The sequence below is a fragment of the Humitalea rosea genome (assembly GCF_003253705.1).
GTDB lineage: Bacteria > Pseudomonadota > Alphaproteobacteria > Acetobacterales > Acetobacteraceae > Humitalea > Humitalea rosea.
In genome coordinates this window covers 26,274-51,213 of sequence record NZ_QKYU01000017.1, presented here as the reverse complement: position 1 = coordinate 51,213, position 24,940 = coordinate 26,274, and the positions used below count along the sequence as shown (strand labels likewise).

15 protein-coding genes and 1 tRNA gene are annotated in these 24,940 nt (G+C 72.6%); 5 read left to right on the top strand and 11 right to left on the bottom strand.

All coding sequences use genetic code 11. The annotated features are described in order from the left end of the window. The first annotated feature begins 38 nt into the window (after window positions 1-38). Window positions 39-1,025, top strand: a complete 987-nt coding sequence (gene corA / locus C8P66_RS15100) for a magnesium/cobalt transporter CorA (RefSeq protein ID WP_111399111.1) — start codon at window positions 39-41, stop codon at window positions 1,023-1,025. Here corA and C8P66_RS15095 read toward each other — a convergent pair. Beyond that, complete coding sequence (locus C8P66_RS15095; RefSeq protein ID WP_111399110.1) at window positions 1,020-1,793, bottom strand: SDR family NAD(P)-dependent oxidoreductase; 774 nt, start codon at window positions 1,791-1,793, stop codon at window positions 1,020-1,022. The genes corA and C8P66_RS15095 overlap by 6 nt on opposite strands. A 108-nt stretch (window positions 1,794-1,901) precedes the next feature. Here C8P66_RS15095 and C8P66_RS15090 point away from each other — a divergent pair. The 4 genes from C8P66_RS15090 to C8P66_RS15075 all read left to right on the top strand — a co-directional run bounded on the left by C8P66_RS15090 (window position 1,902) and on the right by C8P66_RS15075 (window position 6,456). Further along, window positions 1,902-1,978 (top strand) — tRNA-Arg (locus tag C8P66_RS15090). 275 nt (window positions 1,979-2,253) lie between these two features. Beyond that, window positions 2,254-2,817 carry a D-sedoheptulose-7-phosphate isomerase gene (locus C8P66_RS15085; RefSeq protein ID WP_111399109.1) on the top strand — a complete coding sequence of 188 codons (564 nt, stop codon included), beginning with the start codon at window positions 2,254-2,256 and terminating at the stop codon, window positions 2,815-2,817. Window positions 2,818-2,897: 80 nt separating this feature from the next. After that, window positions 2,898-4,445, top strand: a complete 1,548-nt coding sequence (locus C8P66_RS15080; protein WP_111399108.1) for a D-aminopeptidase — start codon at window positions 2,898-2,900, stop codon at window positions 4,443-4,445. Window positions 4,446-4,461: 16 nt separating this feature from the next. After that, window positions 4,462-6,456 (top strand): bifunctional DedA family/phosphatase PAP2 family protein, encoded by a 1,995-nt coding sequence (locus C8P66_RS15075; RefSeq protein WP_111399107.1) that lies wholly within the window; start codon window positions 4,462-4,464, stop codon window positions 6,454-6,456. A gap of 6 nt (window positions 6,457-6,462) precedes the next feature. Here the strand turns inward: C8P66_RS15075 and C8P66_RS23900 are convergent, their stop codons facing one another. Genes C8P66_RS23900 through C8P66_RS15025 form a run of 10 tightly spaced genes read right to left on the bottom strand, consistent with a single transcriptional unit; the run spans window position 6,463 to window position 24,939 of the window. Beyond that, window positions 6,463-12,759 carry an RHS repeat-associated core domain-containing protein gene (locus tag C8P66_RS23900; protein ID WP_158537261.1) on the bottom strand — a complete coding sequence of 2,099 codons (6,297 nt, stop codon included), beginning with the start codon at window positions 12,757-12,759 and terminating at the stop codon, window positions 6,463-6,465. Beyond that, window positions 12,759-16,010 carry a coiled-coil domain-containing protein gene (locus tag C8P66_RS15065; RefSeq protein ID WP_111399106.1) on the bottom strand — a complete coding sequence of 1,084 codons (3,252 nt, stop codon included), beginning with the start codon at window positions 16,008-16,010 and terminating at the stop codon, window positions 12,759-12,761. Before C8P66_RS15065 ends, C8P66_RS23900 begins: the two co-directional genes overlap by 1 nt. After that, window positions 16,007-17,542 carry a hypothetical protein gene (locus C8P66_RS15060; RefSeq protein WP_146422885.1) on the bottom strand — a complete coding sequence of 512 codons (1,536 nt, stop codon included), beginning with the start codon at window positions 17,540-17,542 and terminating at the stop codon, window positions 16,007-16,009. Before C8P66_RS15060 ends, C8P66_RS15065 begins: the two co-directional genes overlap by 4 nt. Window positions 17,543-17,552: 10 nt before the next feature. Next, a complete protein-coding gene (locus C8P66_RS15055; RefSeq protein WP_111399104.1) occupies window positions 17,553-18,467 on the bottom strand; it encodes a hypothetical protein in 915 nt (304 codons plus the stop codon). After that, window positions 18,464-19,972, bottom strand: coding sequence for a coiled-coil domain-containing protein (locus tag C8P66_RS15050; protein WP_146422883.1), 1,509 nt, complete (start codon window positions 19,970-19,972; stop codon window positions 18,464-18,466). Before C8P66_RS15050 ends, C8P66_RS15055 begins: the two co-directional genes overlap by 4 nt. A 3-nt stretch (window positions 19,973-19,975) precedes the next feature. Continuing rightward, complete coding sequence (locus C8P66_RS15045) at window positions 19,976-20,938, bottom strand: peptidase associated/transthyretin-like domain-containing protein (RefSeq protein ID WP_111399102.1); 963 nt, start codon at window positions 20,936-20,938, stop codon at window positions 19,976-19,978. A gap of 13 nt (window positions 20,939-20,951) precedes the next feature. Beyond that, window positions 20,952-21,452 (bottom strand): hypothetical protein, encoded by a 501-nt coding sequence (locus C8P66_RS15040; RefSeq protein WP_111399101.1) that lies wholly within the window; start codon window positions 21,450-21,452, stop codon window positions 20,952-20,954. A gap of 9 nt (window positions 21,453-21,461) precedes the next feature. After that, entirely contained in the window at window positions 21,462-22,739 is a 1,278-nt protein-coding gene (locus C8P66_RS15035; RefSeq protein ID WP_111399100.1) for a hypothetical protein, read from the bottom strand. Then, window positions 22,739-24,481 (bottom strand): baseplate J/gp47 family protein, encoded by a 1,743-nt coding sequence (locus C8P66_RS15030; protein ID WP_111399099.1) that lies wholly within the window; start codon window positions 24,479-24,481, stop codon window positions 22,739-22,741. Before C8P66_RS15030 ends, C8P66_RS15035 begins: the two co-directional genes overlap by 1 nt. Beyond that, on the bottom strand, window positions 24,478-24,939 hold the full coding sequence (locus C8P66_RS15025) for a GPW/gp25 family protein (RefSeq protein ID WP_111399098.1): 462 nt from the start codon (window positions 24,937-24,939) through the stop codon (window positions 24,478-24,480). Before C8P66_RS15025 ends, C8P66_RS15030 begins: the two co-directional genes overlap by 4 nt. Window position 24,940: the final 1 nt, after the last annotated feature.

The following is a 24,940-nucleotide window of genomic DNA, read 5'->3' as shown; positions in this document are numbered from 1 at the left end:
GCCGCCGCCACCCCCCAATCGCGGGAGCGCCCGTATCCATGCTGACCACCTATGCCATGCAGAATGGCAGCGTCCTGCTGCGTGAGGGGGCCCAGACGCCGGAGGCGCTGCGCGCCGCCGTCTGGCTCGACCTGCTGAACCCGACGCCGGAGGAAGGGCGCCAGCTTGAGGCCGCGCTGAACTTCGAGATCCCGACGCGGGAAGAGATGCAGGAGATCGAAAGCTCCTCGCGGCTGTATCGGGAGGATGACGTCCTCTTCCTGACCGCCAACTTCCTCTACGGCGTGGACAATGGGGAATATGGCTCGACCGCGATCACCTTCGTGCTGGCGACCAGCGCGCTGGTGACGGTGCGCTATGCGACGCCCAAGGCCTTTGCCTCCTTCGCCGCACGGGTGGCGCGCCAGCCGCAGGCGATGATGACCAGCCCCGATGCGGTGATGCTGCATCTGTTCGAACAGGTCGTGGACCGCCTCGCCGACATCCTGGAACGGATCGGCGCCGACATGGACCGCGCGAGCCAGGCCGCCTTCCGCACCGCGCGCGGCCAGATGAAGGCCAATGTGCGCGACCGCGAATTGAAGAACGCGCTGATCGTGCTCGGCGAGGTCGGTGAGGTCACCACCCGCGCCTCGGAAACCCTGCTCGGGCTGACGCGCATCCTGACCTTCGTCAGCGCCGAGAAGGCGACGGCGGTGCGCAAGGAGAACCAGCCGCTGATCAAGACGCTGGTGCGCGACGTGCGCAGCCTGATCGAGCATGCGAATGTGCTCAACGCCAAGGCGAGTTTTTTGCTCGACGCCGTGCTCGGCATCATCAACGTCGAGCAGAACGCGATCATCAAGACCTTCACGGTCGCTTCGGTGGCGCTGATGCCGCCGACCCTGGTCGCCAGCATCTACGGCATGAATTTCAAGTCGATGCCGGAGCTGGACTGGAGCTTCGGCTATCCGATGGCGATCGGCTTCATGCTCTGCTCGGCGATCGTCCCGATCCTGTATTTCAAGCGCAAGGGCTGGCTATAGGTGTCGGCCGCCATCCACGACGATGACGCTGCCCGTGGTCAGGCGCAGATGGGTGATGGCGCCGAGGATCGTGAGCGCCACATCATCCGCCTCGGCCACCGTCCGCAGCGGGGTTGAGGCGGCCTGCTTCTCGACCGCCGCACGGCTGCGGCCCGGCACGAAATCCGTGGCCACCGCGGCGGGCGAGACCGAGAGGATGCGGATCTCCGGCCCCAGCACCCGCGCCAGCGACATCCCCATGGTGTCGAGCCCGGCCTTGGAGGCGCAATAGGCGATGCTGCTGCCGATGCCGGTGCTGGCCGAGAGCGAGGAGACGTTGATCACCACCGCATCGCCGCTTTCGCGCAGCAGCGGTGCGAAGGCGCGGATGGTGGCGAAGGGGCCGCGCACATTGGTGATCAGGATGCGGTCGAAGGTCGCATCATCCAGCGCATCGAGGTCGGCATGCGGCACGGCGCGGGTGAAGCCGGCGGAATTCACCAGAATGTCGCATCGTCCATAAGCCGCGCGCACCTCGGCCGCGACGGCATTGATGGTGGCGGTGTCCTGCATCGGCAGATGCAGGGCCCGGTGGCCCTCGCCCGGCAGTTCGGCGACCAGCGCGGCGGCGCGCTCGGCGCCGGCATTGTAGCCGACCACGACCCGGGCGCCGCCCGCGGCCAGGCGGCGGACGGTGGCGGCGCCGATGCCGCTGCTGCCGCCAGTGACGACCGCAACCCGGCCTTCCAGCCGATACGCCCCGAGATTGCCCGCCCGTGTGCCGCTCATTGTCCTGCCCCTTTGGTGTCGCACCGCGGAGCCTAGGCGGGTGGCAGGCATCGCGGCAGAGGCCGGTGGTTTTTTCGGGGGCGAAGCTGTGCTAGGCGAGGCGCGGGCGTCTCCGTAGCTCAGCAGGATAGAGCACCAGATTCCTAATCTGGGGGCCGTGGGTTCGAATCCCGCCGGGGACACCACTCCATCGACCGCCAATCGATACGCCAGGCGCAACCGGTGGATGTAAACTTTCGCGTAGCGGCGCTGGCAGCCCGCCCGGCGGATGCTAAACGGAACCCGGATTGGCGCGGCAGCCGTCAGCCTTGTGCGAAACGCGCCTGTCCGGCGCCAAAACCATACGGGCGATACTCGCGGATCCATGTGACGGCACAAACGGCGCGGCACGAAACCTGCTCGGAGGCAGGTTCGCTGGCATTGTGCCGCATTCATATCGTTACCTTTTTGGAGACTCATCATGACCTGGAAATCTTGGCTCGATGATTACTATAATCTTTACCAAACCAACCTGGTAAATCCGGTCATCGAGGAACGCCTTGTCGCGTTTTATGACCTCTGCCAAGGGCTGCGGGCCAGCGGCAACAAGTTGATGTTCGCCGGCAATGGCGCCAGCGCGTCCATTGCCTCGCATGGCGCGGTCGATTTTACCAAGCAGGGCCGGCTGCGGGCGATCGATTTCAACGAGCCGAACCTCATCACCTGCCTGTCGAATGATTATGGCTATGAGAATTTCATGGCCAAGGCGGTTGAATTCTACGGTGATGACGGCGACGCGCTGGTGCTGATCTCGGTCTCCGGCAATTCCAAGAACGCGGTGGCCGCGGCCAAATACGCGAAGTCCCGCGGCATGAAGGTCGTGACCTTCACCGGCAGCGCCCCGGACAACCAGCTCCGCGCCCTCTCCGACATCGACTTCTGGATCGGCTCGCGCGCCTACAATGTGGTCGAGGGCCTGCACATGATCTGGATGACGACCGTGGTCGACATGCTGGTTGGCAAGGCCGAGTACAGCGTGACCTGATGCGACGCCCCGGCCGGCGCGTATCCGCGCCAGCCGGGGGCCTCTTACGCGGCGCCTCCCCTTGGGCAAAACTGCCCGGGATGACCGACTCCCTCGACCGCGCCCTCGCCGCCTTGCCCCGCAGCTATCCCGGCCCCGGCGGCGCGGTGGCGGTCCTGCGGGAGGGTGAGGTGCTGGCCGCCCATGCCTGGGGCTGGGCCAATGCCGAACGCCGCATCGCCTTCACGCCGCGCAGCCTGTTCCGCATGTGCTCGATCACCAAGCAATTCACCTGCGCGGTGCTGCTCGACGCCTTCCCCGATCCCTCGGTGCTGGACCAGGACGTCGCCGCCCGCCTGCCGCTGCTGGAACAGGCGGCGCCGGGCGCGCTGCACCTCTGCCACAACCAGTCCGGCATGCGGGATTACTGGGCGGTGGCGATGCTGCATGGCGCGCCGGTCGAATCCCCCTTCGGCGACACCGAGGCCGCCCGCGTCATCGGCGGCACGCGCAGCCTGCACTTCGCGCCGGGCACGCGGTTCTCCTACGTCAACCAGAACTTCCGCATCCTGTCCGACATCTTGCAGGACCGCACCGGCCGCGGCTTCGCCGAGTTGCTGCGCGCCCGTGTCTTCGACCGCATCGGCATGGGGAGCGCGCTGCTGGCCGCCGATACAAGCGCCATGCCGGATGGCACCGAGGGCTATGAGGGCAACACGACCACCGGCTTCCGCGCGGCGGAAAACCGCATCCTCTGGACCGGCGATGCCGGCCTCGGCGCCAGCCTGGAGGATATGATCGCCTGGGAGCGGCACATCGACGCGACGCGCGATGACGCGGACGGGCTGTACCGCCGCCTCGCCGGCCCCGTCGCCTTCGCCGATGGCCGCACCGCCCCCTATGGCTTCGGCCTGTCCCGGGGCACCGAGCTTGGCCGCGCCGCCATCGGCCATGGCGGCGCGCTGCGCGGCTGGCGCAGCCACCGCATGTATCTGCCGGCGGAGCGCATTTCGGTCGTGGTGATGTTCAACCACCTCTCCGATGCGCATGCCGCGGCGGTGGATGTGCTCGCCGCCCTGCTGGGCGAGGTGCCGCCCAGGCTCGCGCCGGTTCCCACGCCCCCCTGGCTCGGCGCCTACATCGAGCCCGAGACCGGCCTCTCCGTCCGCATCGATGCGGCGCCGGACGGGCCGCTGCGGCTGCGCTACGGCCATTCGGCCGAGCGGCTCGGCCTGCGCCCCGATGGCAGCATCGGCGGCGCCGCCACCACCCTGCGCCCGGCCGAGGACGGGCTATGGCTGGACCGCCCGCAGGAGAACCAGAGCAGCCTGCTGCGCCCCTGCATGGGCGAGGCGGCGACCGATCTCTCCGGCCGCTACCGCTGCGCCGAGCTGGAGGCCGAGCTGACCGTCACCGATGCCGGCGGCGTGCTCTACGGCGGTTTCTCGGGCTTCCTCGGCCAGGGGCGGATGGAGTTGCTGGAGCCGGCCGGGCCGGATCTCTGGACCCTGCCCTGCCCGCGCGCGCTGGACCACACCCCGCCGGGCGACTGGACGCTGGCCTTCCAGCGCGACGACGCGGGGCGGGTGGTGGGCCTGCAACTCGGCTGCTGGCTGGCCCGCCGCCTGCCCTACGCCCGCATCGCCTGACCTCCGCGCGGCGCGCATGAGCGGCCTCATCGCCAGCGCGACGCATCTCGTCGCCGCGCATCCGCATTGGGCCGCGGCGGTGGCCTTCCTGCTGGCCGCCGCCGAAAGCCTCGCGATCATCGGCGCGCTGGTGCCGGGCACGCCGATCATCGTCGCGATCGGCGCGCTGGTGGCACTCGGCCATCTCAACCTCTGGGCGATCCTGGCGGCCACGGCGGCGGGTGCGGTCGCCGGGGACGGGGTGTCCTATTGGATCGGGCATCGGTATCGCGAGGGGCTGCGCAAGCTCTGGCCCTTCTCGCGCCGGCCGGAGCTGTTGGCGCGGGCCGAGGCGCATTTCCGCCAGCACGGCATCCGCAGCATCCTGGTCGCGCGCTTCGTGCCGGTGATCCGCTCCACGGTCCCGGTCGCCGCGGGGATGCTCGGCATGGCGCCGGGCCGGTTCTACGCGGCCAATATCGCCTCGGCGCTGGTCTGGGCGCCGGCGCATGTGCTGCCGGGGGTGCTGGCGGGCACGGTCCTGGCCGGGCTCGGCGCGGTCAGCCTGCGGCTCGGGCTGGCGGCGGCCATTCTGCTTCTGCTCGTGCTGGGCGCGCTCTGGGTGGCGCGGGGGCTCGCGGTGCTGGGGCTGAGCTGGTTCGGCGCGGGGCGGCAGGCCCTGGCCGGCTGGGCCGCGGCGCGCGGCGGCATCGCCGGCCACCTCGGGCGCTATGCGACCGCGGCCGAGCATGCCGATCTGCGGCGCGGGGCGCTGCTGGCGGCGCTGGCGGGCGGCGCCACCTTGGGGTTCCTGGTACTGCTGGAGGATGTCGCCGGCCGCGAGACCATCGTGCGGGTCGATGCCGCGGTGCTGGGGCTGGTCGGTTCGCTGCACACCGAATGGACCGATCCGGTGATGCTGGCGGCGACGCGGCTCGGCGATACGGTCATGAACGTGCTGGTCAGCGCCCTGATCGTCGGCTGGCTGCTGCTCCGCCGCCAGTTCCGCCTCGCGGCCGGCGTGCTGGTCGCGATCCTCGGCGCGGCGGCGGCGATGACGGCGATCAAGCTCGGCGTGCAGGCCGGCCGCCCGCCGCTGCTGACCCCGATCGCCCCCGGCTTCTCCTTCCCCAGCGGGCACAGCAGCATGGCGGCGGTGACGCTCGGGCTGCTCGGCTGGCTGGTCGCGGCGGGGGCGCCGGGGCGGTGGCGGCGGCCGGTGCTGGGCGCGATCACGGTGCTGATCGCGCTGATCGCCTTCTCGCGCATCTATCTCGCCGCGCATTGGCCCTCGGATGTGGTGGGCGGGCTGTTGCTCGGCCTCATCGTGGTCAGCGGCCTCGCCGCCTGGTTCGGCCCGATCCCGCCGCGCGCGGTGGCGCCGATGCCGCTGGTCGGGCTGGTCGCGGCGGCGCTGCTGCTGGTCGGCGGCGCGCGGATCGCGACGCATATCGGCCCCGATCTGGCGGTGCTGCAGGCCAATGCGCTGCGGCCGCTGCCGCTGCCGGCCCCCTGGCGGGAGGGCGGCTGGCGCAGCGTCGCCGCCTATCGCAGCGACCTCGGCGGCGAGGATGAGGAGCCGTTCCTGCTGCAATGGCAGGGCGATGCGGCCTCGCTCGCGGCCGCCCTCGGCGATTGGCAGAAGCTGCCGCCCTGGTCCCTGGCAAACGTCGCGCAGGTGCTCGGCATGGGGGGTCCGGCCATGGCGCTGCCCGCCTTGCCGGTCATGGATCGCGGCGTGACGCCCCTGCTCATCCTGGCGCGGCCCGATGGCGCCGAGGACCGGCGGCTGGTGCTGCGGGCCTGGCGCTCGGGGCGCGAGGACCCGGCCGCCCCCGGCCACCCGCTGCTGGTGGTGTCGGTGACGCGGGAGACGGTGGCGCCCATCGCCGGCCTGCTCTGGCTGCCACGCCCGGCGGGGGAGCGCGCCTGCCCGTCCATCGCGCTGGGGCTGCCGACGGTGCCGACGGGCCGCATGCTGACGCCGCGCGACGGCGGCTGCGGCGGGGTGCTGCGGCTTGGGCCGGCGTAGCCCCTCTTACGTCACCAGGATCGTGCGCTTGGCCTGATGCGCCGGCGCCGCGGCATCCTCCACCACCACCTTGCGCGCGACCTTGGCCGCCGCCGCCGCGACGGTGAGGGTGATGTCGCGGCCATCGGCCGAAACCGCGCTGGTGACCCCGTCCGAGGGCGTGACCGTCACCGCCCCGGCCCGCACGGCGTTCGAGGTATGCAGCACGATGCTGGCCCCGGCCGCGACGGTATCCACCCCGGCCGGCAGTTCCAGCCGGAAATGCGGGCGGTATTCGATGCTGGCCTTGATGTTCGCCGAGATATTCTCGGTGCCGCCGCCGATCTTCGGCTGCTGCGCCCGCAGCGACAGGGTCCATTCGCAGAGGCAGGGCTCCTCCGGCGGGTCGGTGGCATCGAAGACCAGCCGCAGCACCGCGCCATCGGCAACCACCTCCGCCAAGGCCGAGGGCACCGGCGTCACCGGCCGCACCTCGGGGTCGGGGTTGGTGCCATTGGCCGGGCGGGCGCCGGCCGGATAGGTCACCGCCAGCACCGGCCGGGCCAGATGCAGCCGGGCGGGCACCACCAGGAAGGCCTCCTCCCCCGGCAAGGCGAAGGGTTTGACCGGCGGCAGCGGTCCGGCCCCGGCCGGCACCAGCGAGGCATGCACGGCGATCACATCCACCACCTCGATCGTCAGCCGGCGCACGGCCAGGCGCAGCTCCGGCAGCAGATGCGCCTGCGGCCAGCGGGCGCTCTTGTCCTCCTCGATGCTGAAGGGGATCACGGCATGCACGCGCTGCACCTCCAGCACCTCGGTGCCGAGGCTCGTCTGCACCTGCAACAGCAGATCGGCGGGGCGGCGGGCGAGCGTGCCATCGATGGGCCGCTGCACCAGCAGCGCATGCCGCCGCCCCGCCGCGGGCGCCACGCTGAAGGTCACGCGCTGGCAGGGCACCAGCTTCAGCGTATCGCCCTCGGCCAGGGACCGCCCGGCGGCGCGCAGGGTCACATCGCCCACGGTTTCATCGAACAGGATGGTCTGCCGGCCCTCGGTCTGCGCCTCCCCCGCGCTGGCGGCGAAGGGCAGGTTGCCGACGGTGACGCGATGCGCCCCGGGGCGGGAAAAGCCGACATGCACCCCGGTGGTGCGTTGCAGCCCGGCCTCGGCCGGCAGCCGCGCCAGATCGGCGGGCAGCACCCGGTCGGGGGTGCCGGCGGTCAGCAGCAGCGGCTCCAGGAAATTGCGCTGGACCAGCACATCCGGGACATCCACGGCGGCATCGGCATGGGCCTGCTGGTCGGCATTGGGCGGCACCACCGCGGCCCCGCCCCGGCGCCTGGGGAAGATCCAGGGCTCCCCCTGGTCCGGGTCGGACCCCGCCCCCGGGGCGTCGCCGAGGCGCTGCGGGATCATCGAGTCGGTGCGCGACAGCGCCCAGACCCGGTAGCGCGCGACATCGCCCACCACCTCCAGCTTGCCGGCCAGCCGCGCCACCGGGCTGTAGAGGTCGCCGCTGGCCGAGGACGCGCCCTGCTCCATGCGCGACAGATGGCCCTTGTTGTTCCGCTGCTTCAGCGCGTTGTCCCAGATGAAGATGCCCGGGATCACCATGGACCAGGCGCTTGAGCTCAAGGCCCAGCGCGCCAGCTTGAGGACCCATTCCTCCGCGCTGTCCGGCTTCGCATCCGTCCCGAAGCGCAACTCGCCATAGGGGTCGTAGATCCAGCGCAGCCAGGGCACGTGCAGCGCGTCCGAAACGCCGGTCGAGACCCGCCGCAGCTCGTCCTCCCGCCCGATGACCGCGATCTCCAACCGCCGCTCCGCGCCCTCGACCGGCGGCGCGGTCGCGAGATCGGCGAGCCCGGTGCCATCCACCTGCGTCACCACCGTATCCAGCGACCGCTCGCCGGCCGAGACCCGCACCCGGTCATGCGGGCGCAGGGTGAGGGTGTCGCCATCGCGCGGCTGCGGCCGGACGCTGGCGGGGCGTGCGGCGTCCGGCACCGTCGCGGGGAAGCGGTCGAGGCTGTAGGGGTCGAAGAAATCCTTGCCATTTGCGACGTTCACGGCGCCGCCGATCAGGTCCGGGATCAGCTTGAACACCGCCGCGCCGACGGTCGAGGCGAGGTTGCCCAAGGTGAGCAGGGAGCAGATGTCGATGATCCAGCCGAGGGCGGTCAGCCCGTCGCCCAGCTCCTCCTTCCCCTGCCGCACCTGCACCGCGCCATCCGCGATCTGGGAGACGGCGCTGCCCGTCAGCAGGAAGCCGGCCGGGTCCGCCTCGCCCAGAGTGCCGAGCACCACCTGGTTGCCGGCGCTGATCTCGACCTTGCGGCCGGCCTCGAAACTCACGCCGCCGGGGTTGGCGATCGCCAGCCGCCGCAGCCCGTCATCGGTCACGATCTGCGCGGCGACATAGGGCGAGAAGGCCACGTCGCCCAGGGTCGTGGTGGAGCGCACGATGTCCTCGACCAGCGCGATCGGCAGCATGCCCAGCAGCAGCGGGCCCATCATGGCGCATTGCAGCGTGTGCCGCAGCTCATGCGTCTCCAGCGCGGTAGGGCGGTCGAGGTACCAGCTCTCCGTCTCGTCGTCGGGGATCATCACGGTGCCCGAGCCGAGCTTGCCCGCCGCCGCCACCCCGCCCGCCGCCTGGGGCTTGTGCGGCAGCGCCAGCACCAGGGAGGGGCCCGGGGCCAGGTCCAGCTCCTCGGTGGTGAGCTGGCTGCCATCCAGCACATACTCGCCGAGCAGCCCGATATCCGACAGATGCAGCGCCGCCATCGCGCTGGCCGCCGCCCCGGAGAGGCTGGCCGGCAGCGCGTGGAGCTCGACCGCCAGCGACGCGGTGGCGGTGATCTGGATCGGCACGGTCTTGGTGCCGTCGGTCACCGCCCACCAGCGGTGCAGGGCCGGTGCGCCGGTCAGGGCCGCGGCCGCCGTCGCATCCCCGGCGGCGGTGTACCACGCCGCCCGCGCGGCGAGCGCATTCGGCGCCCAGACATCGAAGCGCAGCCGCGCCGGCGCCGGCGCCACCACCGCGCCGTTGATGCCCGCGAAGGGCGTGCCGGTGCCGGGATCGACCGGTGCCATCCGCATCAGCTTCAGATCGGCCGGGGCCGCGGCCACCAGCGCCGCGAGGTCGCCGCCGGCGAGCTTCAGCACCGTGCCCTCGGCCGCCTCCACTTGCAGCAGCGCCGTATTGGCGACCCCGTTCCAGACCGCGCGGACCAGCTCGCCCACGGCAAGCTGCGGCATCTGCACCGCAACGGTGGGGGGGGCTGCGGCGGCGAGGGCCAGGGGCTCCAGCCCGGCCAGCCGATGCGCATCCGGGCGCAGCCGCACCCGGTCGGGCGCCAAAAACTCGGCGGCATAGAGGAAGCCCGCCGGCATCAGCGGCACCAGCGAGAGGGCCGCGGCGCCGAGCCCGGGATCGTGGTTGGCCAACGCCTCGACCCGCACCGTCTTCACCAGCACGGCCTCATCCACCGCCCCGGCGGTCAGCCGCACGAGTTGGCCCGGCGTGGGCGCGGTGGTGGCCTCGGCCGAGCCCGCGACCAGCTTCGCCGCATCGGCGGGCAGGGCCAGGGTGATGGTGGCGCCGGCCAGCGCCGGCAGCGCGGTCAGCAGCGGCGTCGTCAGCGCCGCGGCCACCGTCGCGCCATTCAGCCGATGCAGCGCCAGCGCCGGCCGGGGCGCGGTGGTGATGCCGGCGCCGGGGGGGCTGGCGAAGGCGAAGATGGTGATCGTCTCCAGCCGGGCATCGCCGCGTTCCGGCCCGTCGAAGGCCAGCGGCTCCACGTCATAGGCAACGGCCGGATTGCCGGGCAGCGCGGCGGTGCCCAGCACCAGCTCGTCCCGCAGCAGGCCGGTGCCGTCGCGGACCTGGCGGATGGTGTTGTCATCGTCGCGGACCAGCAGCGGGCCGGCGGCGACGGCGGTGCCCGAAGCTTCGGGGCGATAGACGAAGGCCGCGGCCCCCGTCGCGTCATCCCACACCCCGAGCGCCCGCACCGGCGCCAGCGGCCGCCAGCGCAGCGCCCCCGCCGCCGCGCCGCTGAGCGCGGCGGGCAGGTCGCGGTCGAGCGCGCGCTGGTCCGCCACGGGATCATCCGCCACCAGCCGGGCCGCCGAGGCACCGCCCGCGCCCGGGATGAAGACCACGATCGCCGCACCCTTGGCCGGCGCCGTCCCGGCGGGGAAGGTGAGGCTGCGCGCCGTGGTGGCGGTGACGGGGCGATCGGGGCCGGCGGCATTGGGCGCGGCCAGCCAGATGCGGCGCGGCTTGTCGCCCTTCGCCCGTTCGGGCGCGACGTCGATGCCGACCGCTGCCTCCAGCCGGTCCACCACCGCGCCGCCGACCACCACCCCCGCCTGCTTCAGCCGCAGCGGCGTGGACGCGGCGATCGGGTCGGCCGTGGTCGGCCGCGCATCCAGCCGCCCGGGGGCGGAGCCCGGCGGCAGCGCCACCGCCGCCCGCGCCGGGGCCGCCGCCGTGGGCGTCTGGATCCCGCGCAGATGCAGATCGCTGGTGCCCAGGGCGCCGGGGGGATCGGCGCGCAGGAACAGCAGCGTCTCCTTCCCCACGATCCGCACCGCGTCGAGCGTGACCAGCGCCCGCGCGGAGGCGGCACCGGTCAGCATCACCTCCTGCCCCGCGGCCAGGCCGATGCCGAGCTTCTTCACCACCAGCTGCTTGCGCAGCGTCACCGTGCCGGGCGCGATCTCCCCGGTCGGCAGCACCTCCTCGATGCGGGCGGCGCCGCGGGGCGTGGCGATGCGGGGCTGCGGCGGGAAATGCAGCCCGCCGGAGGGGAAGACCGGCACGCGGGCGCCCGGCACCACCGCCTCGGCCGCGCCGCCGCGCCGGGTCCAGGCATGGTCCTCGCGCAGCGGCGCGATCTCGGGCGATCCAACGGGGGCGCCGTGCACCAGCCGCGCATCGGCCCGCTGCGCGCCATGCAGCAGCAACACACGCAGCGGCAGGTCATTGCCTGCCGCCGCCGCCTCGATCCGCAGCAGGCTGCCGTAGAGCTTCGGGCGGAATGGCGTGACCGGGGTGAAGACCCGCGCGGGGTTGAGTTCGTCGAATTCCTTGCGCTGCGCCCAGATGACGTGCTGGACGGTCCAGGCGCGGCCCTCGTTGATCCCCAGCGCCTCGAAGCCGAGCGGGTCGTAGCGGAACCCGTAGCCGCCGTGGTAGCGCGCGCGCATCGCCGATTTGCTGAACCAGCGCCCCTCGGTCCAGAACGGCTTGGTGAAGAACCCGAGGATGAAGTTCAGCGGGTCCATCAGGAAGAAGCTGACCAGCATGTTCCCCGAAGACCAGGTCAGCGAACTCAGGGTCAGCAGGCCGGTGGCGACGCCGGCCGAGATCTCCCCGGTCGGGTCGGCGCGCCCGATGGGATCGTTGCGGCAGACGGCGAAGGGCTGGTGCGCGCCATCCGGTTCGACAGGCAGCGCGCCGCGCCAGCCATGGGCGCGGCGCGGATCCTGCTCGCTGCCATCGAAGGGATCGGGCGCGGTGAAGGTGCCGCGCCGCGGGTCCAGCGCACGGGCGCGCAGATGCACGAGGTCGCCCGCGACGGTGCCGCCGAACAGCCCGGGCGTGCCGGGAATGCCGAGCAGCGCCTCGCCAAAGGCATCGCGCGGCACGATCCGCACCCCGTCCCATCCGATCAGCCGGACCGGGGTGAAGGTGAGGTCGAGCGAGAAGACGCAGGCCAGCGGCGCATCGGGCGGGCCGTCGATGCGGCCGAGGCAGCAGAGCCCGTCCCAGAGGTAGGTGTGGCGGATCGTGCCCGCCGCATCGCGCAGCGTCCACAGCCGGCCCAGCGCATCGCGGCCATGGCGGCCGGGATCCAGCACGCCCGGCGCCACCACGTCGATCGGCCGCCCCGCCGCATCCCAGCGCAGCCTGCGTCGCTGCTCCCCGGGCGGTTCGATGGCGCCGAGGTGGCCGCGCGCATCATAGCCGTAGCGCCAGGCGCCGGCGGGGCCGTCGCAGAGCACGACGCGGCCCAGCGCGTCATGCGCGATGGTGACGCCATCGACCAGCGTCGGGCGCCCGGCCTCATCGCAATGGTAGCTTTCCTGCCAGCTTCGCCCCTGGCTATGTACGGCGCGCAGCAGCCGCCCGGGTGTCGCGAGTTCGCGCATCCGCGCGAGCCCGCCGCCCAGCACCACATCGCCATCCTGGCGCTCCAGATGCAGCCGGTCGCCCACCGCCATCCGCAGCAGCCGCCCCGCCGCATCGCGAGAGACCGACAGGCCGGGCCCGTCCCAGCCAGGCAGCGGCAGCAGGGTGTCGCGCGGCATCAGTCGCCGCCCCCGACGCTGACTGAGGCGGAGGCGCTGCCGCCGCTCGCCGCGAACTGCAGCGAGTCGAGCAAGGTCGCGATCTCCGCCCGCACCGCGCCCACGGCACGGGCGAATTGCTCGACGACGCGCGGCCCGAGGCGATCCACCGCCTCCAGCATCGCGCCCGGGTTCAGCTCGGCGAGTGTGGCACCGATCTCCTCCAGATCCGCGCCCACGCCCTGCAAGGCCGCGGTGGGGGAGGCCGCGGCGAGTCCCGCGATAGCGTCGTCAAGAAAGCTCAGATCGCCAAGTGCTGCCGCGACATCGATGCCGCGCAAGGTCGCCGACAGATCCAGCACGGCCGCCCGCATTTCCGTCGCGATCACCGCCGGATCATAGGCCGCCACCGCCTCCCGCAACGCCGCATGGACCAGGTCCAGATCGGCGACCAGGCGGTGCGGGTCCAGCACGTCCAGCTCCTCCCGCACCGCGTTCAACACGCGCCGGAACCGCAGCGCCAGCATCGCCGGGCCATAGTCGCGCACCAGCGCCGAGAACCGCGCCAGCAGCCCGGCGACGCGGTCGCGCAGCGCCAGCGCCAGCACCGGGAACTTGTCCATCGCGGCGATGATCAGCGCATCCACCTCAAGCGCCAGGGGCTCGGGGTCGAGCAGGTCGAGGAAGGCGGCGAGCCCGCCCTCGGCCCCGGCGACCGCGCGCTCCAGCCCGCCGGCGATGCTTTCCACCGCGACGGCGATCGGGCCGAGGCCGGAGATGGTGCGGCGGATCTCCACGCGCAGCGGCGCCATCGCCTCCCGCAACTCGGCGCGCAGCGCGCCGGGGCTGGCCGCGGCCAGCGCATCGGCGGTGGCGTCGAGCTGCACGGGGCCGAGTTGCAGCCTGCCATGAATCGCGAAGCCGGCCTCGACCTCGGCGGCCGCCAGCGGTTGCAGCAGCGCTTCCAGCCCCGCATCCAGCCGGTCCTCGATGTCCCACAACGCGCCCTCGATGCCGCGCAGATCGGCGGCAAGGCCGGTGGTGAGGCGGGAGAAGGCGGTCTCCGCCTCGGCCAGCGGGCCGGCCTCCAGCGCCGCCACCGCCTCCTTCAGCTTGCGCGGCAGCAGGCCGAGCAGGCGGACGAAATCCCCGGGCCTGGTGCCGGGCGGCAGGCCGGGCAGCGCCAGGGTCGGGGTGCCCGCCGCCTTCGGCGCCGCACCCAGGGTCGGGCCGAGCGGTGCCGTCAGCCCTTTGCCGAGGGTATCGGCGCTGCTGCTCATGAAGCTGTCGCCCGAGGTCGCGGCGGCGGCGGGGTCGGGCAGCGCCAGATGGCCCAGCGCGCTGTCATAGGCCTCCAGCACGGGGCGCAGCAGGTTGTCCGGCTTGACCGCATCGACGGCGCCCAGCAAAGCGACGAAGGGCTTGCGCAGCACATCCAGCGCCGGCACCGGATCGAGCTTGGCGACCGCATCGGCGAGGGTGCTGAACAGCCCCTGCAATTCCGCCACCAGCCGCGCGGAGGAGAGCGAGGCGAAGGCTTCGGTCGCCCGGTTCAGCTCCGCCTCGATGCTCTCGATCAGGCTCGCGGGGACGATGTTTTTGAGCGCCTTGTCCACCTCGCCCAGCACCGCCGACAGGCGCCCGCGCAAGGCGGCGGAAAGGGTCAGCTTCTCGGCCTGCTGCCGCACCGGATCGAGCAGCAGCGCGTCGAGATCCAGCGCCCGCAGCTCCTCCACCAGCTGTTCCACCACCGGGCGCAGCGGCTCGGGCAGTTCCACGCCGGAGAGCAGATCCTGCGCCTTCTGCCGCAGCTCGGAGAGGCGGTCGAGGATGCTCTGCGTGGCGGATTCGATGCCGAGCCCGTCGATGGCGGCGACCACCTCATCCAGCGCCGCCTTGAACCCGTGCAGCAGTTCCACCGCCTGTTCGAGCAAGGCGCGCGCCTGGTCCACCAGCGCCGTCACCGCCGCGGCAATCGCCTCCAGCGCGTCGGAGATGGCGGTGACGGCCTGCGCCACGACCTGCGCGATCTGTTGCAGCGGCGCCCGAAGCTGGTCGCCGAGGTCGCCCGCCGACAGCAACCCCCGCAGCCCCGCCAGCCGCTCCTGCGCCTGCCGCGCGAAACGGTCGAGCTCCGCATCGCGGATGGCGTTGGCGGCGGACTCGAAGCGGCTGTGCATCGCGTCGCGCAGCTCGGACAGATGCAGATGGCCGAGGAAGCTGCGGACATAGGCGATGAGTTCGTCGGCCAGCGCATCGATGCGGGTCTCGACCTCGGCCTTGGCATTGGCCTCGATGGCGTCGAGCTTCTCCTCGAACATCGCGATCAGGTCTTCGACCTTGGCGGCATCGAGGGTGTCGATGTCCTCCTTCGCGCCGCGGATGAAGCCGCGCAATTCGGTCATCATCTCGCGGAAGCCGGCCTCGCCGGTGCGGAAGGTCTCGGCGGCGGTGGTCAGCGGCGCCAGCACCTGCGGCAGCCGCAGTCCCGTCAGCCGCCCCTGGAGATCGAGCAGGTCGCGCCGGATCTGGCTGACCGTCGCCGCGCGGGCCTCGGCCAGCCGCGCAAGTGCCGCGGTGACCGCGGCCTGCACCGCAACGTCGGACCCGGCGCCCGAGGCCGCCAGCCGCACATCGCCAAGCGCCGTGAGCAGCCCGGCGGTGCGCGTCGCCGGCAGGGTGAAGGCGGCCAGGGCGGGCAGCGTGCCATCCAGCAGGCGCCGCAGCCCACCCAGATCGGCGCCGCCGAAGGGCAGCAGAAAGCCCAACCCCTGTTCGATGAGCGCCGCGGGATCGGACGAAAACCCCTTGCCGGCCAGCGCCATGGCATGGGTGAAGCGGCCGGTGTCACCAAGCGTGGCGCGCCCGAAGTCGTCGATGTTGCGCCCGATCGTGGACAGCCCGTCGCCGACCGGCAGCTTCAGCGCGCGCAGCCAGGATGCGGGCGTGCCATCGACCTCGCGCAGCAGATCGGCGACGACCTTGCCGCCCTCCGCCACCGCGCTGACGTAGCGCGCGACGGGGAAGCCATCGGCGCTGAACCCGCCCGCCAGCCCGCCGACCGCGCCCAGAAGTGCCCCGAACAGCGCCGTCGGATCATCGCCCAGCGCGCGAAGTTCTTCGAGCCTGTCTCCGATATCGCCCAGGGCGCCGATCGGCCCGTGTTCGATCAGCCCCCGCAGGTCGGGCCCGTCGATGGTCACGGTGATGCTGGCCCGGGCATTGACGATGCCGGAGAGGTCGAGGCCTTGCAGGTCGTCCAGCAGGCTCATCGCACATACCGCAGGGTCAGGTCGGCCAGGTCCAGCGTCAGGAACAGCTCGCTCGACAGCATCGGCCAGTGGCCGGCGAAACCGGCGGACGGCAGCGCGACGCCGCGCTGGCGCAGCACCATCGTATCCACCGTCAACAGGCTCGCGCCGCCGAGCAGCAACGGCCGTCCCCCGGGATCGGGATCGTGGACCGCGAGGCGCAGCCGTGGCGCGCCATCATCGTCGCGCGCGCTCCAGAGGAAGCGCCCGCTGGTGGCCCGCAGCGCCACCGCCAGCGGCACGTCGATGGGCGCCTCTTCCGGCACCTCGACCCAGCGCGTGGCGATGTCACGCGCGGCCTCCAGCGCGAGTTTGACGGGTGCGCCGATCGCGGCCCCGGTGGTGGCGTTGCGCAAGGTAAGCACCAGCGCCGCGGCCTCCGGCGCACGGCCGACCAGCCCGATCCGCGCGAGGCGGGCGCCGCGCAGCGCCTGTGGCGGCAGGCTGCGGACCACCTCGGCGGTGCCGACGACATGGCCGAAGACCGGGCCTAAGACCGGCCCCCCCGGCACCGCATCGCTCAACTCCGGCACCAGACGGATGCCGAGGTAGCGCAGGCTGAGATCGGCGGTCGCGGTGTTCGGCCGTTCGGGCAAAGGCGCTTCGGCCGGCAGCGGCGCGGCCTCGCCCTGGATCTCCAGCGTCGGCACCGAGGCGATGCGGCGGATCAGCGTGCCATGCGCCTGGAAGGAGGCCAGGCGCAGCTGCGACGCCCGCCCGGCGGTGAGGCGCAGCGGCAGGCGCGGCGCCGCCCCGGCATCCACGGCGGCCTGCAAGGCCGTCTCCACCGCCACCCGCAGATCGGCCTGGGTCGCAGCCCCGCCCGACGGCATTTCGCCCGGGAAGGCCCAGAGCACCGGCGCACCGCTTTCCCCGGCCAGCTTCAGATCCAGCGGCGGATCGGCCGCGACGCCCTCGACCCGCTCCAGCGCCATGGTCGCGTCCTCGGTGAAGCGGTCGGGGCCATCGCCCGTCACCAGCGACAGGCGCAGGCGGGAGGCGACATTGCTGCCCAGGTCCAGCACGCCCGCGGTGTAGCCGGGCTGCGGCAGCGGCGGCACCAGCCCCGCACCAGGCACGCCGGGGGTCGCCCCGGTCGGGGTGAAGCGGCCGCTGCCATCGGGGACCGCGACGGCCAGGCGCAGGCCGCGCTCCACCAGCTTGGCGCGGTCGGACAGGCTGCTCTCGCCCGCCTTCAGCCCATGCAGCACGATGCGGGTGAGGCGCCGGCCGGTCGGGGCGGTGACCTTGTAGCCCCGTCCATCCTTGGCCAGTTGCAGCGCGCCGAGCGTCGTGTCCCGCGACAGCGGCGTCAGCGCCAGGCTTGCGGACGTCACCTCGACCCGGGTCGCGCCCGGCGGCGTGCTGCCCCAATCCACCGCCAGCGCATGGCCCTGCGTCGTCACCTCGATCACGGGCAGCAGCAGCGTGGCCATGACGACCTCGACGGTCGCGCTCATCTCCCCAGCCTGCGCGGCGGTGACCTGGGCCATGCCGCGCGCCTCAGGCCGGTGCCGTGCGCAGCGGGAAGCGGCCCAGGACCGCGCCACGCGCAGCACCATCCGGATCGGCCATGCGGATCAGCAGATCCTCGCTGCCCGCGGCAGCCGGCGGGGTGTAGCCGAACACGGCCCCCGCCGCCGTCAGCGGCACGAGCCGGGTGCCGCCGGGGCCCGCGGCCCCCCCGGTCAGGCTGCCGACCCCGGGGCTGCCATCCGCCCGGCGCAGCGCCAGGGAGAGCGTGCCGAAGGCGGCGGCGGCGGGCGGGGCATCCGCGCGCAAGCGCATCTCGCCGGCGGCGTCGCTTTCCAGCCGCAGCGCCGCGGCGGCGCCACCGGCGATCAGCGGCTCCGGCCCGCCCACCAGCCGCAGGGAGAGGAAGCCGGCGCGCAGGCGGACCTCCTGGATCTCCGGCCCCGTCTCGCCCACCGCCCCCGCCGGCCAGAACCACCCCTCCGCGCGCAGATGGATCACGGCGGCGCCGTCGTCATCGGCCAGGGTCGGCGCCCGCGCATCGAGCAAGCCCAGCCGCGCGATGCGAAAGCCGAGATCGGCCGGGGGTGCCGCGTCCAACGCCCGCCCGGCCGCGATATCCGCGGTCTCGATCGCGTAGAGCACCCGCTCCATCCCCTGGATCGCTTCCGACCGCTCGGTGGAATCGCTTGGCACGACACGCAACTCGACCGTCACCGCGAGGCGCAGCACCCGCAGCCGCCGGGCGAGGTCCTGCGTCGTCGGCTCCGGCCGCCGCCCGATGCCGAAGTCGCTGCCGGCCGGCGCAACATCCGTGCTCGCCACCAGGATATGCGGCCCACCCGCCAGCCCCGCCCCCGGCGTCACCTGCACCCGGCCGGCAAAGGGGGCCGCGAGGCGGCTGCCGAGCACCGTGGCGAGGCGTTGCTCGAAGGCGGCGATCATGGCGTCGGGGTCACCCGCCCGGTGATGCCGCGGCCGATGACGGGGGTGGTGGCCCCCGTGGTCACGACGCGGCTGTTGATGCTGGCGTTCAGCCGCTGCTCGCTGGCGTTCAACTCGCCGCGCAGGCTGGTGGTCGTCCGCGTCTCGACGGCGGCGATCTGCTGCGTGGTATCGGCGCGCAGCTGCGTGACATCCTGGGCGACGCTACGCTGCAGGTCGTTGAGCCCGCGCAGCATCTGGTCCCGCAAGGCGCCAAGCTGCGTCTGGGCGTCGCGCTCCACCGCCGCCACACGATCATTGGCCTGGGCCAACAGGCGATTGGCATCGGCGAGGCCGGTTTCGCTGCGGCCGATGCGGGCGCCGAGCGCGTCGATCGAGGCCTGCACCGTGGCCAGCCGGGGGGCCAGGCTGCGATCGAGGGCCGCGGCAACCTCGGTCGTGACGCGCGTATCCAGCGCGCCCTGACGCTCATCCAGCCGCGCGTTGAGCTGCGTGTTCAGCGTGTCGATCCGCGCATCGGTGGCGGTGGTCAGATCGCGGCGCAGCGCGTCATTCGCGGCACTCTGCGCGGTGCGGGCATCGGCGAGGATGGAGTCGCGCAGGGCCGGCGTCGCCTCGGTGATGCGGCGCGTCACCAGCGCGTCGAAGCCGCCGATCTGGGTGGTGGTGTCGTTGCGCAGCCGGGTCTCCAGCGCCGAGAGATCGGCGGTGAGGTCACCGCGCAGATCGGCGCGCAGCCCGTCGCGCAGCCCCGCGCGATCGGCATCGCTCAGGGAAGCGGTGCGGTCCTTCAGCGCCTCGTCCAGCTCCTCGCTGGTCACCGCGCGGGCCTCCAGCTCGGCGAAGCGGCGTTCGATCTGGGCGGCACTTACCAGCTGGTTGTCGGTGAGGCGCAGCCCGTCGCGCAGCGTCTCCAACGCCCCGACGCGGCTGACCAGGGTTGCGACATCGAGCGGCCGGCCATCGACGGTCAGCGCCTGGGCCGCGGCCACCGCCTGCTTCGCATCGGCGCTGAGACCGTCGAGCGAGCGGCGCAGCCCGGCGATCTGGTCGGCGGTGCCGGTGCCGCCGGCCTCCGAGGCACGGCGCAGGCGGATCACCTCATCGCCCCGCACCGCGTCATTGGTGGCGAGGCCCACGATGCGTTCGCGCAAATTCGCTGTCTGCGTCTCAACCAGATCCAGCCGGGCGGCGGCGCGTTTCAGTGCTGCCTCCGTCTCCAACCCCTTGCCGCTGCCGGAGGGATCGGACAGGCCGCCGCGTTCGAAGGCCTGGCGCAGATCGGCCTGCAGCCAGTTCAGCCGCACCTCCTCCAGATGCGCATGCGGCGGCACGGTGGTCTCGCGCTCGCCCTGGTCGAGCACGGCGCGGGCGAGTTCCAGCACGCCCTCCACCAGCGTGTTCCACCGCGCCGATTCGATCGGCTGGCCCGGCTGCGCCTTGGCCAATGGCGCGAGCCTGCCCAGAATGGCGGAGAGGCGTTCGAGGGCTTCGACAGTCGGCATCGCTCACCCTCCCCGGATCACACCACCGAGCTTGCTGCCGGTCGCGACGCCGGTGCGCGTATAGGTCGCAAGCTCCGTCTCGCGTTTCTGCACGGTGCCGGTGGCAGTGTACTGGCCGGCGACGTCGTTGAGCTTCTTCGTCACCGGGCTGTTCAGGAATGCCTCGCGCCGGTCCTCCGGCTGCGCCTCGCCCACCGACTGCACGCCGTTCAGCAGCGCCTGGCCGGTGCGGGCGAGCTTGCTCGTGAAGGTCGAGGTGTCGGTCTGCAACGAGGCTTCCAGATCGTCGATGCGGCGGGTGAAATCCTCCCGCACCAGCGGCGGCGCATTGCCGAGGTTCAGCATGTCATCGGCGGTGCGGCGCAGGCTCAGCAGCTCCAGCTCCCGCCGAAGCTCGACCAGGCTGCGGCCGAAGGCATCGGCGAAGCTGCGCAGATTGCCCTGCACCTCGTCGATCTTGTCGGCGATCTCCGGATGGTCGTGGCCACGCGGGGCGACGAGCCGCGTCAGCTCACTCACCGCACCGGCCAGGTCGCCGATGGCACTGGCGAGCGTGTTGAAGTCCGAGGCGCGGATCACCTCGCCCGGGGCCTTGCCGCCGAGGGGCGCGACCTGCGCCTGGACCGCGGCCATCGTCTGCTGCACCGGGCCGAGATCGGCATCCGGCACATCGCGGATCGGCGTGTCGCGGAACAGATTCGCCGGCACCGGGATCGGCACAAAGGTCGGTATCGGCTGGGGGAACAGCCGGATGCGCTGGCGCGCGATGGGCAACACGAGGTTGGGATGGCTGACCTTCACCTCCCAGGCCCCCGCATCGAGGTCGCGCACCAGCAGCGAGCCGTCGAGGAAGGGCTTGCGCTTGATGATCTGTCCAGTGGCTTCGTTCTTCAGCTCGACCTCGGCATCGCGGTTGGCCTCCGCGAAGCCCTGGAGCTGGATCTTGAAGGCTGCCTTGGTCGCCATGATCCGTCTCCGTTCAGAACAGCGCCTGGAGGTCGCCGTAAGGGAAGGCGACCTCCCAGAACAATGTGAGTTCGTGGTCATCGCCCTTGGTGAAGGGCGCGAAGGTGACGCGGTTGTAGAGCGTGGCCCCGGCCTCGCCGCGGGCCAGCAGCCCGGCCTCCCGCACCGTCCCCAGAGCCGCGCTGTCGGGCAGGGTCGCGCGCAGCCGCACCACCATGACGCGGCGCGCCGCATCGGGCACGAATTGGAAGGCGTCGGCCGCGATGGCGACCTCGGTCGCCCCGACGAGGTTTTCGCCCGCGACGCCTTCGTTGCTTAGGGCATCGAGGGAGAAGTCATCCGGGTCGGCGGCGTCGCTGTTGCCGACGCCCATATGGGTGATGCCGGCCCCCTGCCCGGCGAAGGCGCGCGCGACCAGCTCGGCGCCGGAGCGCATGACGGCGTTGGACGCATCGCGGCGGGCCAGGATGCGGCCGCTGCGGTCACGGAGGAGGATCTGGACGATTGCGCGCACGGCCCTGCCCTACCGAAAGCCTGTTTGGTCGAAACCGGTCGTATCGAAACTGCCGCCGCGCGGGAGCAGCCGGTCCGCACCGGTCGAGCCGGCATCGCGGAGCCGCTTCGGCCCCATCGCAACCAGTCGATCCGGCGAGGGCTGGATCGAGGCCGATGGCAACAGCCGCAACTCGCTGGTCACGCCAACTGCGCGGATGCGCGTGACGGCGCGGCCGAGCGCGAAGTCCAGCCGCTCCCGCGTCGCCAGCGCCTCGGCCGTGCGGCCGCGTGGCGCCAGCATCCAGCGCGCATCGAGATCGACGCGAAACGCGGCCGGCACCGATTCCTGGAACCCCACCAGCAGATGCATCAACGGATCCTGGTAGTACAGCGCGGCATCGAAGCGCGCGGTGTTATACCGGCCTTGCATCATCGCGGCATCGGCCAGCGCCGCCAGGTAGCGGTCCAGCCCCGCGACATCGTAGCGCGCGATCGGCATGAACCAGATCCGGTTGGCGCCCGGCCGCAAGGTGATCGGCTGCGCGGGCGTGACCAGTTCGGCGGGTGTCCAAGGCTGGCCCGGCACCAGCCCGGCGATGGAGCCCAGATACCGGGTGATGTCGTGGCCATCGAGGCTGGCCCGCACGGTGCCATCCGGCAGCGCGACCAGGGCAACCATGCTGCCCTGCGGCACATCGGTCGCCAGCGCCAGGGCCTCGCCGGTCGTCAGATTGGCCAGCAGCGGCGAATGCTCCGGCCCGCCCGCCAGCCCGCGCAGCAGGAAATGCGCCGGCGCCGGATCGAGGCCGCGGTTCTCCACCGTCATCTGCTGCAACGGCTCCATCGCGCCATCGCCGGGGGCGGCAACCCAGCGCCAGCGCCGTGGCGTTTCCACCAGCCGCGGCGGCGGATCATCATCCTCGCTGCCCCAGTCGCCGAGCGGCGGCAGCAGCCGCGGCAGGCGGGCAGCCTCGGCGTGGCGCTGAGCGTATTCCGCGACCACCTGGCGGACCGCATCCCGCGTCGGCCCGCCGAAGCCGAGGATGGTGTCGCGCAGTGCATCGACCCAGGCGCGGTATTCGTCGCGCTGCTGGCCCGGCTCAGGCGGGATGTCGAGCAACGCGCCCAGCCCGGCGACCTCGGGGAAGTTGAGCGCCGTGCGCCAGAAATGCGCGCGCTGCACCTCGCGCGCCTCGTCGTCCAGCAGCTCGATCTGCGCGGCGACGACGCCGAGCAGGCCGCGCACCAACTCCCCCTCCCGCCAGGCAGGCGGCAGCCGGTCGGCCATGTCGTCGCGGCGCGCCATCACCCGTTCCCCTCGTCCAGCTCGACCTCGATGGTGCCGGCCTCGATCCGCTCGTTCGCGGCGGGGGGATAGGCGCCGACGCCATCGGTGAGCTGGAGGAAGCGGCTGCCGGATTCCACCGTCAGCATCGCGGCGCTGCGCGCCAAGGCGTAGCGGCTGTCATCACGGATCGCGGTGGCGAGGCTGTCCAGGGTCAGCGGCTGGTCCGGCGCCCGCGTCGCAAGATGCGCGTTCACCGCGAGGAGGATCGCGCCACGCGCCTCGGCCAGGGTGACCCCCGTCGCAAGCAGGATCGGCAGCACCGCGCTGGCGACGGCGCGGGAGGGCGGCGCGTCGCCCGCCGCTTGCTCGAAGCTCGCCGGCGCGAAGGTCACGGCTTGCAGATCGGCGACGGTATCGGCGGGCAAGGTGAGCTGCTCGACCTCAGGCGCCGAGGGGTCGTCGCCGCGGATCGCGATGCTCGCATCGGTCACGCGGGGATCGGCCAGCGCCAGGCGCAGCAACTGGCTGCGGCGCAGTTCGGCGCCGGGACCAAGTGCCGTGACATGCGCCCGCAGCGCGCCCTCGATCCCTGCTTGCAATGCGGCCAGCGCGGCGGGGTCCAGGCTGCTGCCAGCCAGGCGCAGGGTGACCGCCAGGATCACGCTACGCCGCGCGGCATCGCCCCATTGCACGCGGATGCCGGCCGGGCGCACGTCGTCGATCCGCGCCTGCACCCGGGCGCGGGCCTCGGCGCCGGTGTCGGTCAGCGCGATATCCAGCCGCACCGTGCCGGGCAGGCCATCGGGCTGTTCCTGCACGCGCACGCTGCGGACTTCCGGCATCGCGGCCAGGGCGAATTGCAGCGCCTCCAGCGTGCCGCGCCCGGCGGCGCCCATGGCGTTGCGGGCGCGGCGGCGAAGCTGCTCGTCGCTTTCGGGTTCAGAAAGCTTGCGGGCAGCGCGCGGATTGCCGACGCGGGCGATGCCGGCCACCAGGGTTTCCGGGCGGATCAGGGTATTGGCCTCGACCACCGTCGTGTCATCGGCCTCGCCGACGGCATCGACCTCGCGGTCGTTCTCGCCCGGCTCCAGGGTCAGCGGCGCGATGGTCAGGTAGCGGGCGCCGGCCGCGTCATCGACCGCGGTGCCGGAGGGGATGGTGATGCGCCCCGGCTCGCGCTCCGCGCGTTCGAAGCGCAGCCCGACGATGGGTCGCGTCGCCGGCAGCCGCGCCACGCCCACCAGCGCCACCAGACGGTCCAGCGATCCGGCCTCCGAGGTATCGATGAAGGCACTGTCGTAGATGCGGTCAAGCATCTGGTAGGACAGCGCCATCTCCCGCGCCACCGTCTCCAGCATGGTCCGCACCACCGAACCGACACTGAGGTCGGTCAGCTCGGTGCGCTCCGCCTGCACCGGGAAGTAGTTCACCGTCAGGGCCGTGCCGGGGATCGGCCGCCGCCCTTCGGGGCGGAAGCGGATCGCATCGGGCTCGCCGGCGCCGGAGGCGGCGACCAGCTCGAAATCGGCGGGGGTGAAGCGGAAGGTGATCTGGCGCGCGGTGGCGCCCGCGCCGATCGCGACTGTGCCCTCCAGGAAACTCACCTGCCGCACCGGGCGCCGGGTCAGCAGCAGCGGCGTCACCGGCAGCCCCTCGGGCGGCGCCGTCAGGCTTTCGCGCACGGTGCCGCCGACGAGGGTCGTGAGCAGGTCACGCACGATCGCGTCATAGCTGCGGGCGGTGAAGCTGGTGCCGCTCACAGCGCGGCCTCCAGGAACAGGCTCAGCGGGTCGGCGTCCTCACGCGGCTGCACGTCCAGGCGGAAGACGAAGCTCGCGGGCGTCTCCTGCAAGGGATCGAAGACGACGGCCAGCGCCTTGGGCAGGATGCGCGGCTCCTGCGCCACCGCTTCCAGCACATGCGCGCGGCAGAGCAGGCGCAGCGCATCGCTCTTGTTGCGCCCGATCAACTCATGCAGGCGCGAGCCATAGGCGGCATGGCCCAACCCCGCCAGCGCCCCGCGCGGCGTGATCAGCCGCAGGATCAGCGCCTGGGCCAGATTCTCCCGCCCCGTTATGGTCGCCAGATCCACGGCCTCCGGCACCCCGGGCTCCACCGGGCCGCGCACCGGGCGGCGGCGCGGGCGCAGGTCGATCAGATCCGCGCCGGTGGCGGAGAGCCCGGGCAGAACCGACAGATCGGTGCCGAAGCCCGCCATC

What these genes read in the sequence shown, in the direction of transcription:
- corA (WP_111399111.1), top strand. Translation starts at nt 39, where the DNA reads ATGCTGACCACCTATGCCATGCAGAATGGCAGCGTCCTGCTGCGTGAG.
- C8P66_RS15095 (WP_111399110.1), bottom strand. Translation starts at nt 1,793, where the DNA reads ATGAGCGGCACACGGGCGGGCAATCTCGGGGCGTATCGGCTGGAAGGC.
- C8P66_RS15085 (WP_111399109.1), top strand. Translation starts at nt 2,254, where the DNA reads ATGACCTGGAAATCTTGGCTCGATGATTACTATAATCTTTACCAAACC.
- C8P66_RS15080 (WP_111399108.1), top strand. Translation starts at nt 2,898, where the DNA reads ATGACCGACTCCCTCGACCGCGCCCTCGCCGCCTTGCCCCGCAGCTAT.
- C8P66_RS15075 (WP_111399107.1), top strand. Translation starts at nt 4,462, where the DNA reads ATGAGCGGCCTCATCGCCAGCGCGACGCATCTCGTCGCCGCGCATCCG.
- C8P66_RS23900 (WP_158537261.1), bottom strand. Translation starts at nt 12,759, where the DNA reads ATGCCGCGCGACACCCTGCTGCCGCTGCCTGGCTGGGACGGGCCCGGC.
- C8P66_RS15065 (WP_111399106.1), bottom strand. Translation starts at nt 16,010, where the DNA reads ATGAGCCTGCTGGACGACCTGCAAGGCCTCGACCTCTCCGGCATCGTC.
- C8P66_RS15060 (WP_146422885.1), bottom strand. Translation starts at nt 17,542, where the DNA reads ATGGCCCAGGTCACCGCCGCGCAGGCTGGGGAGATGAGCGCGACCGTC.
- C8P66_RS15055 (WP_111399104.1), bottom strand. Translation starts at nt 18,467, where the DNA reads ATGATCGCCGCCTTCGAGCAACGCCTCGCCACGGTGCTCGGCAGCCGC.
- C8P66_RS15050 (WP_146422883.1), bottom strand. Translation starts at nt 19,972, where the DNA reads ATGCCGACTGTCGAAGCCCTCGAACGCCTCTCCGCCATTCTGGGCAGG.
- C8P66_RS15045 (WP_111399102.1), bottom strand. Translation starts at nt 20,938, where the DNA reads ATGGCGACCAAGGCAGCCTTCAAGATCCAGCTCCAGGGCTTCGCGGAG.
- C8P66_RS15035 (WP_111399100.1), bottom strand. Translation starts at nt 22,739, where the DNA reads ATGGCGCGCCGCGACGACATGGCCGACCGGCTGCCGCCTGCCTGGCGG.
- C8P66_RS15025 (WP_111399098.1), bottom strand. Translation starts at nt 24,939, where the DNA reads ATGGCGGGCTTCGGCACCGATCTGTCGGTTCTGCCCGGGCTCTCCGCC.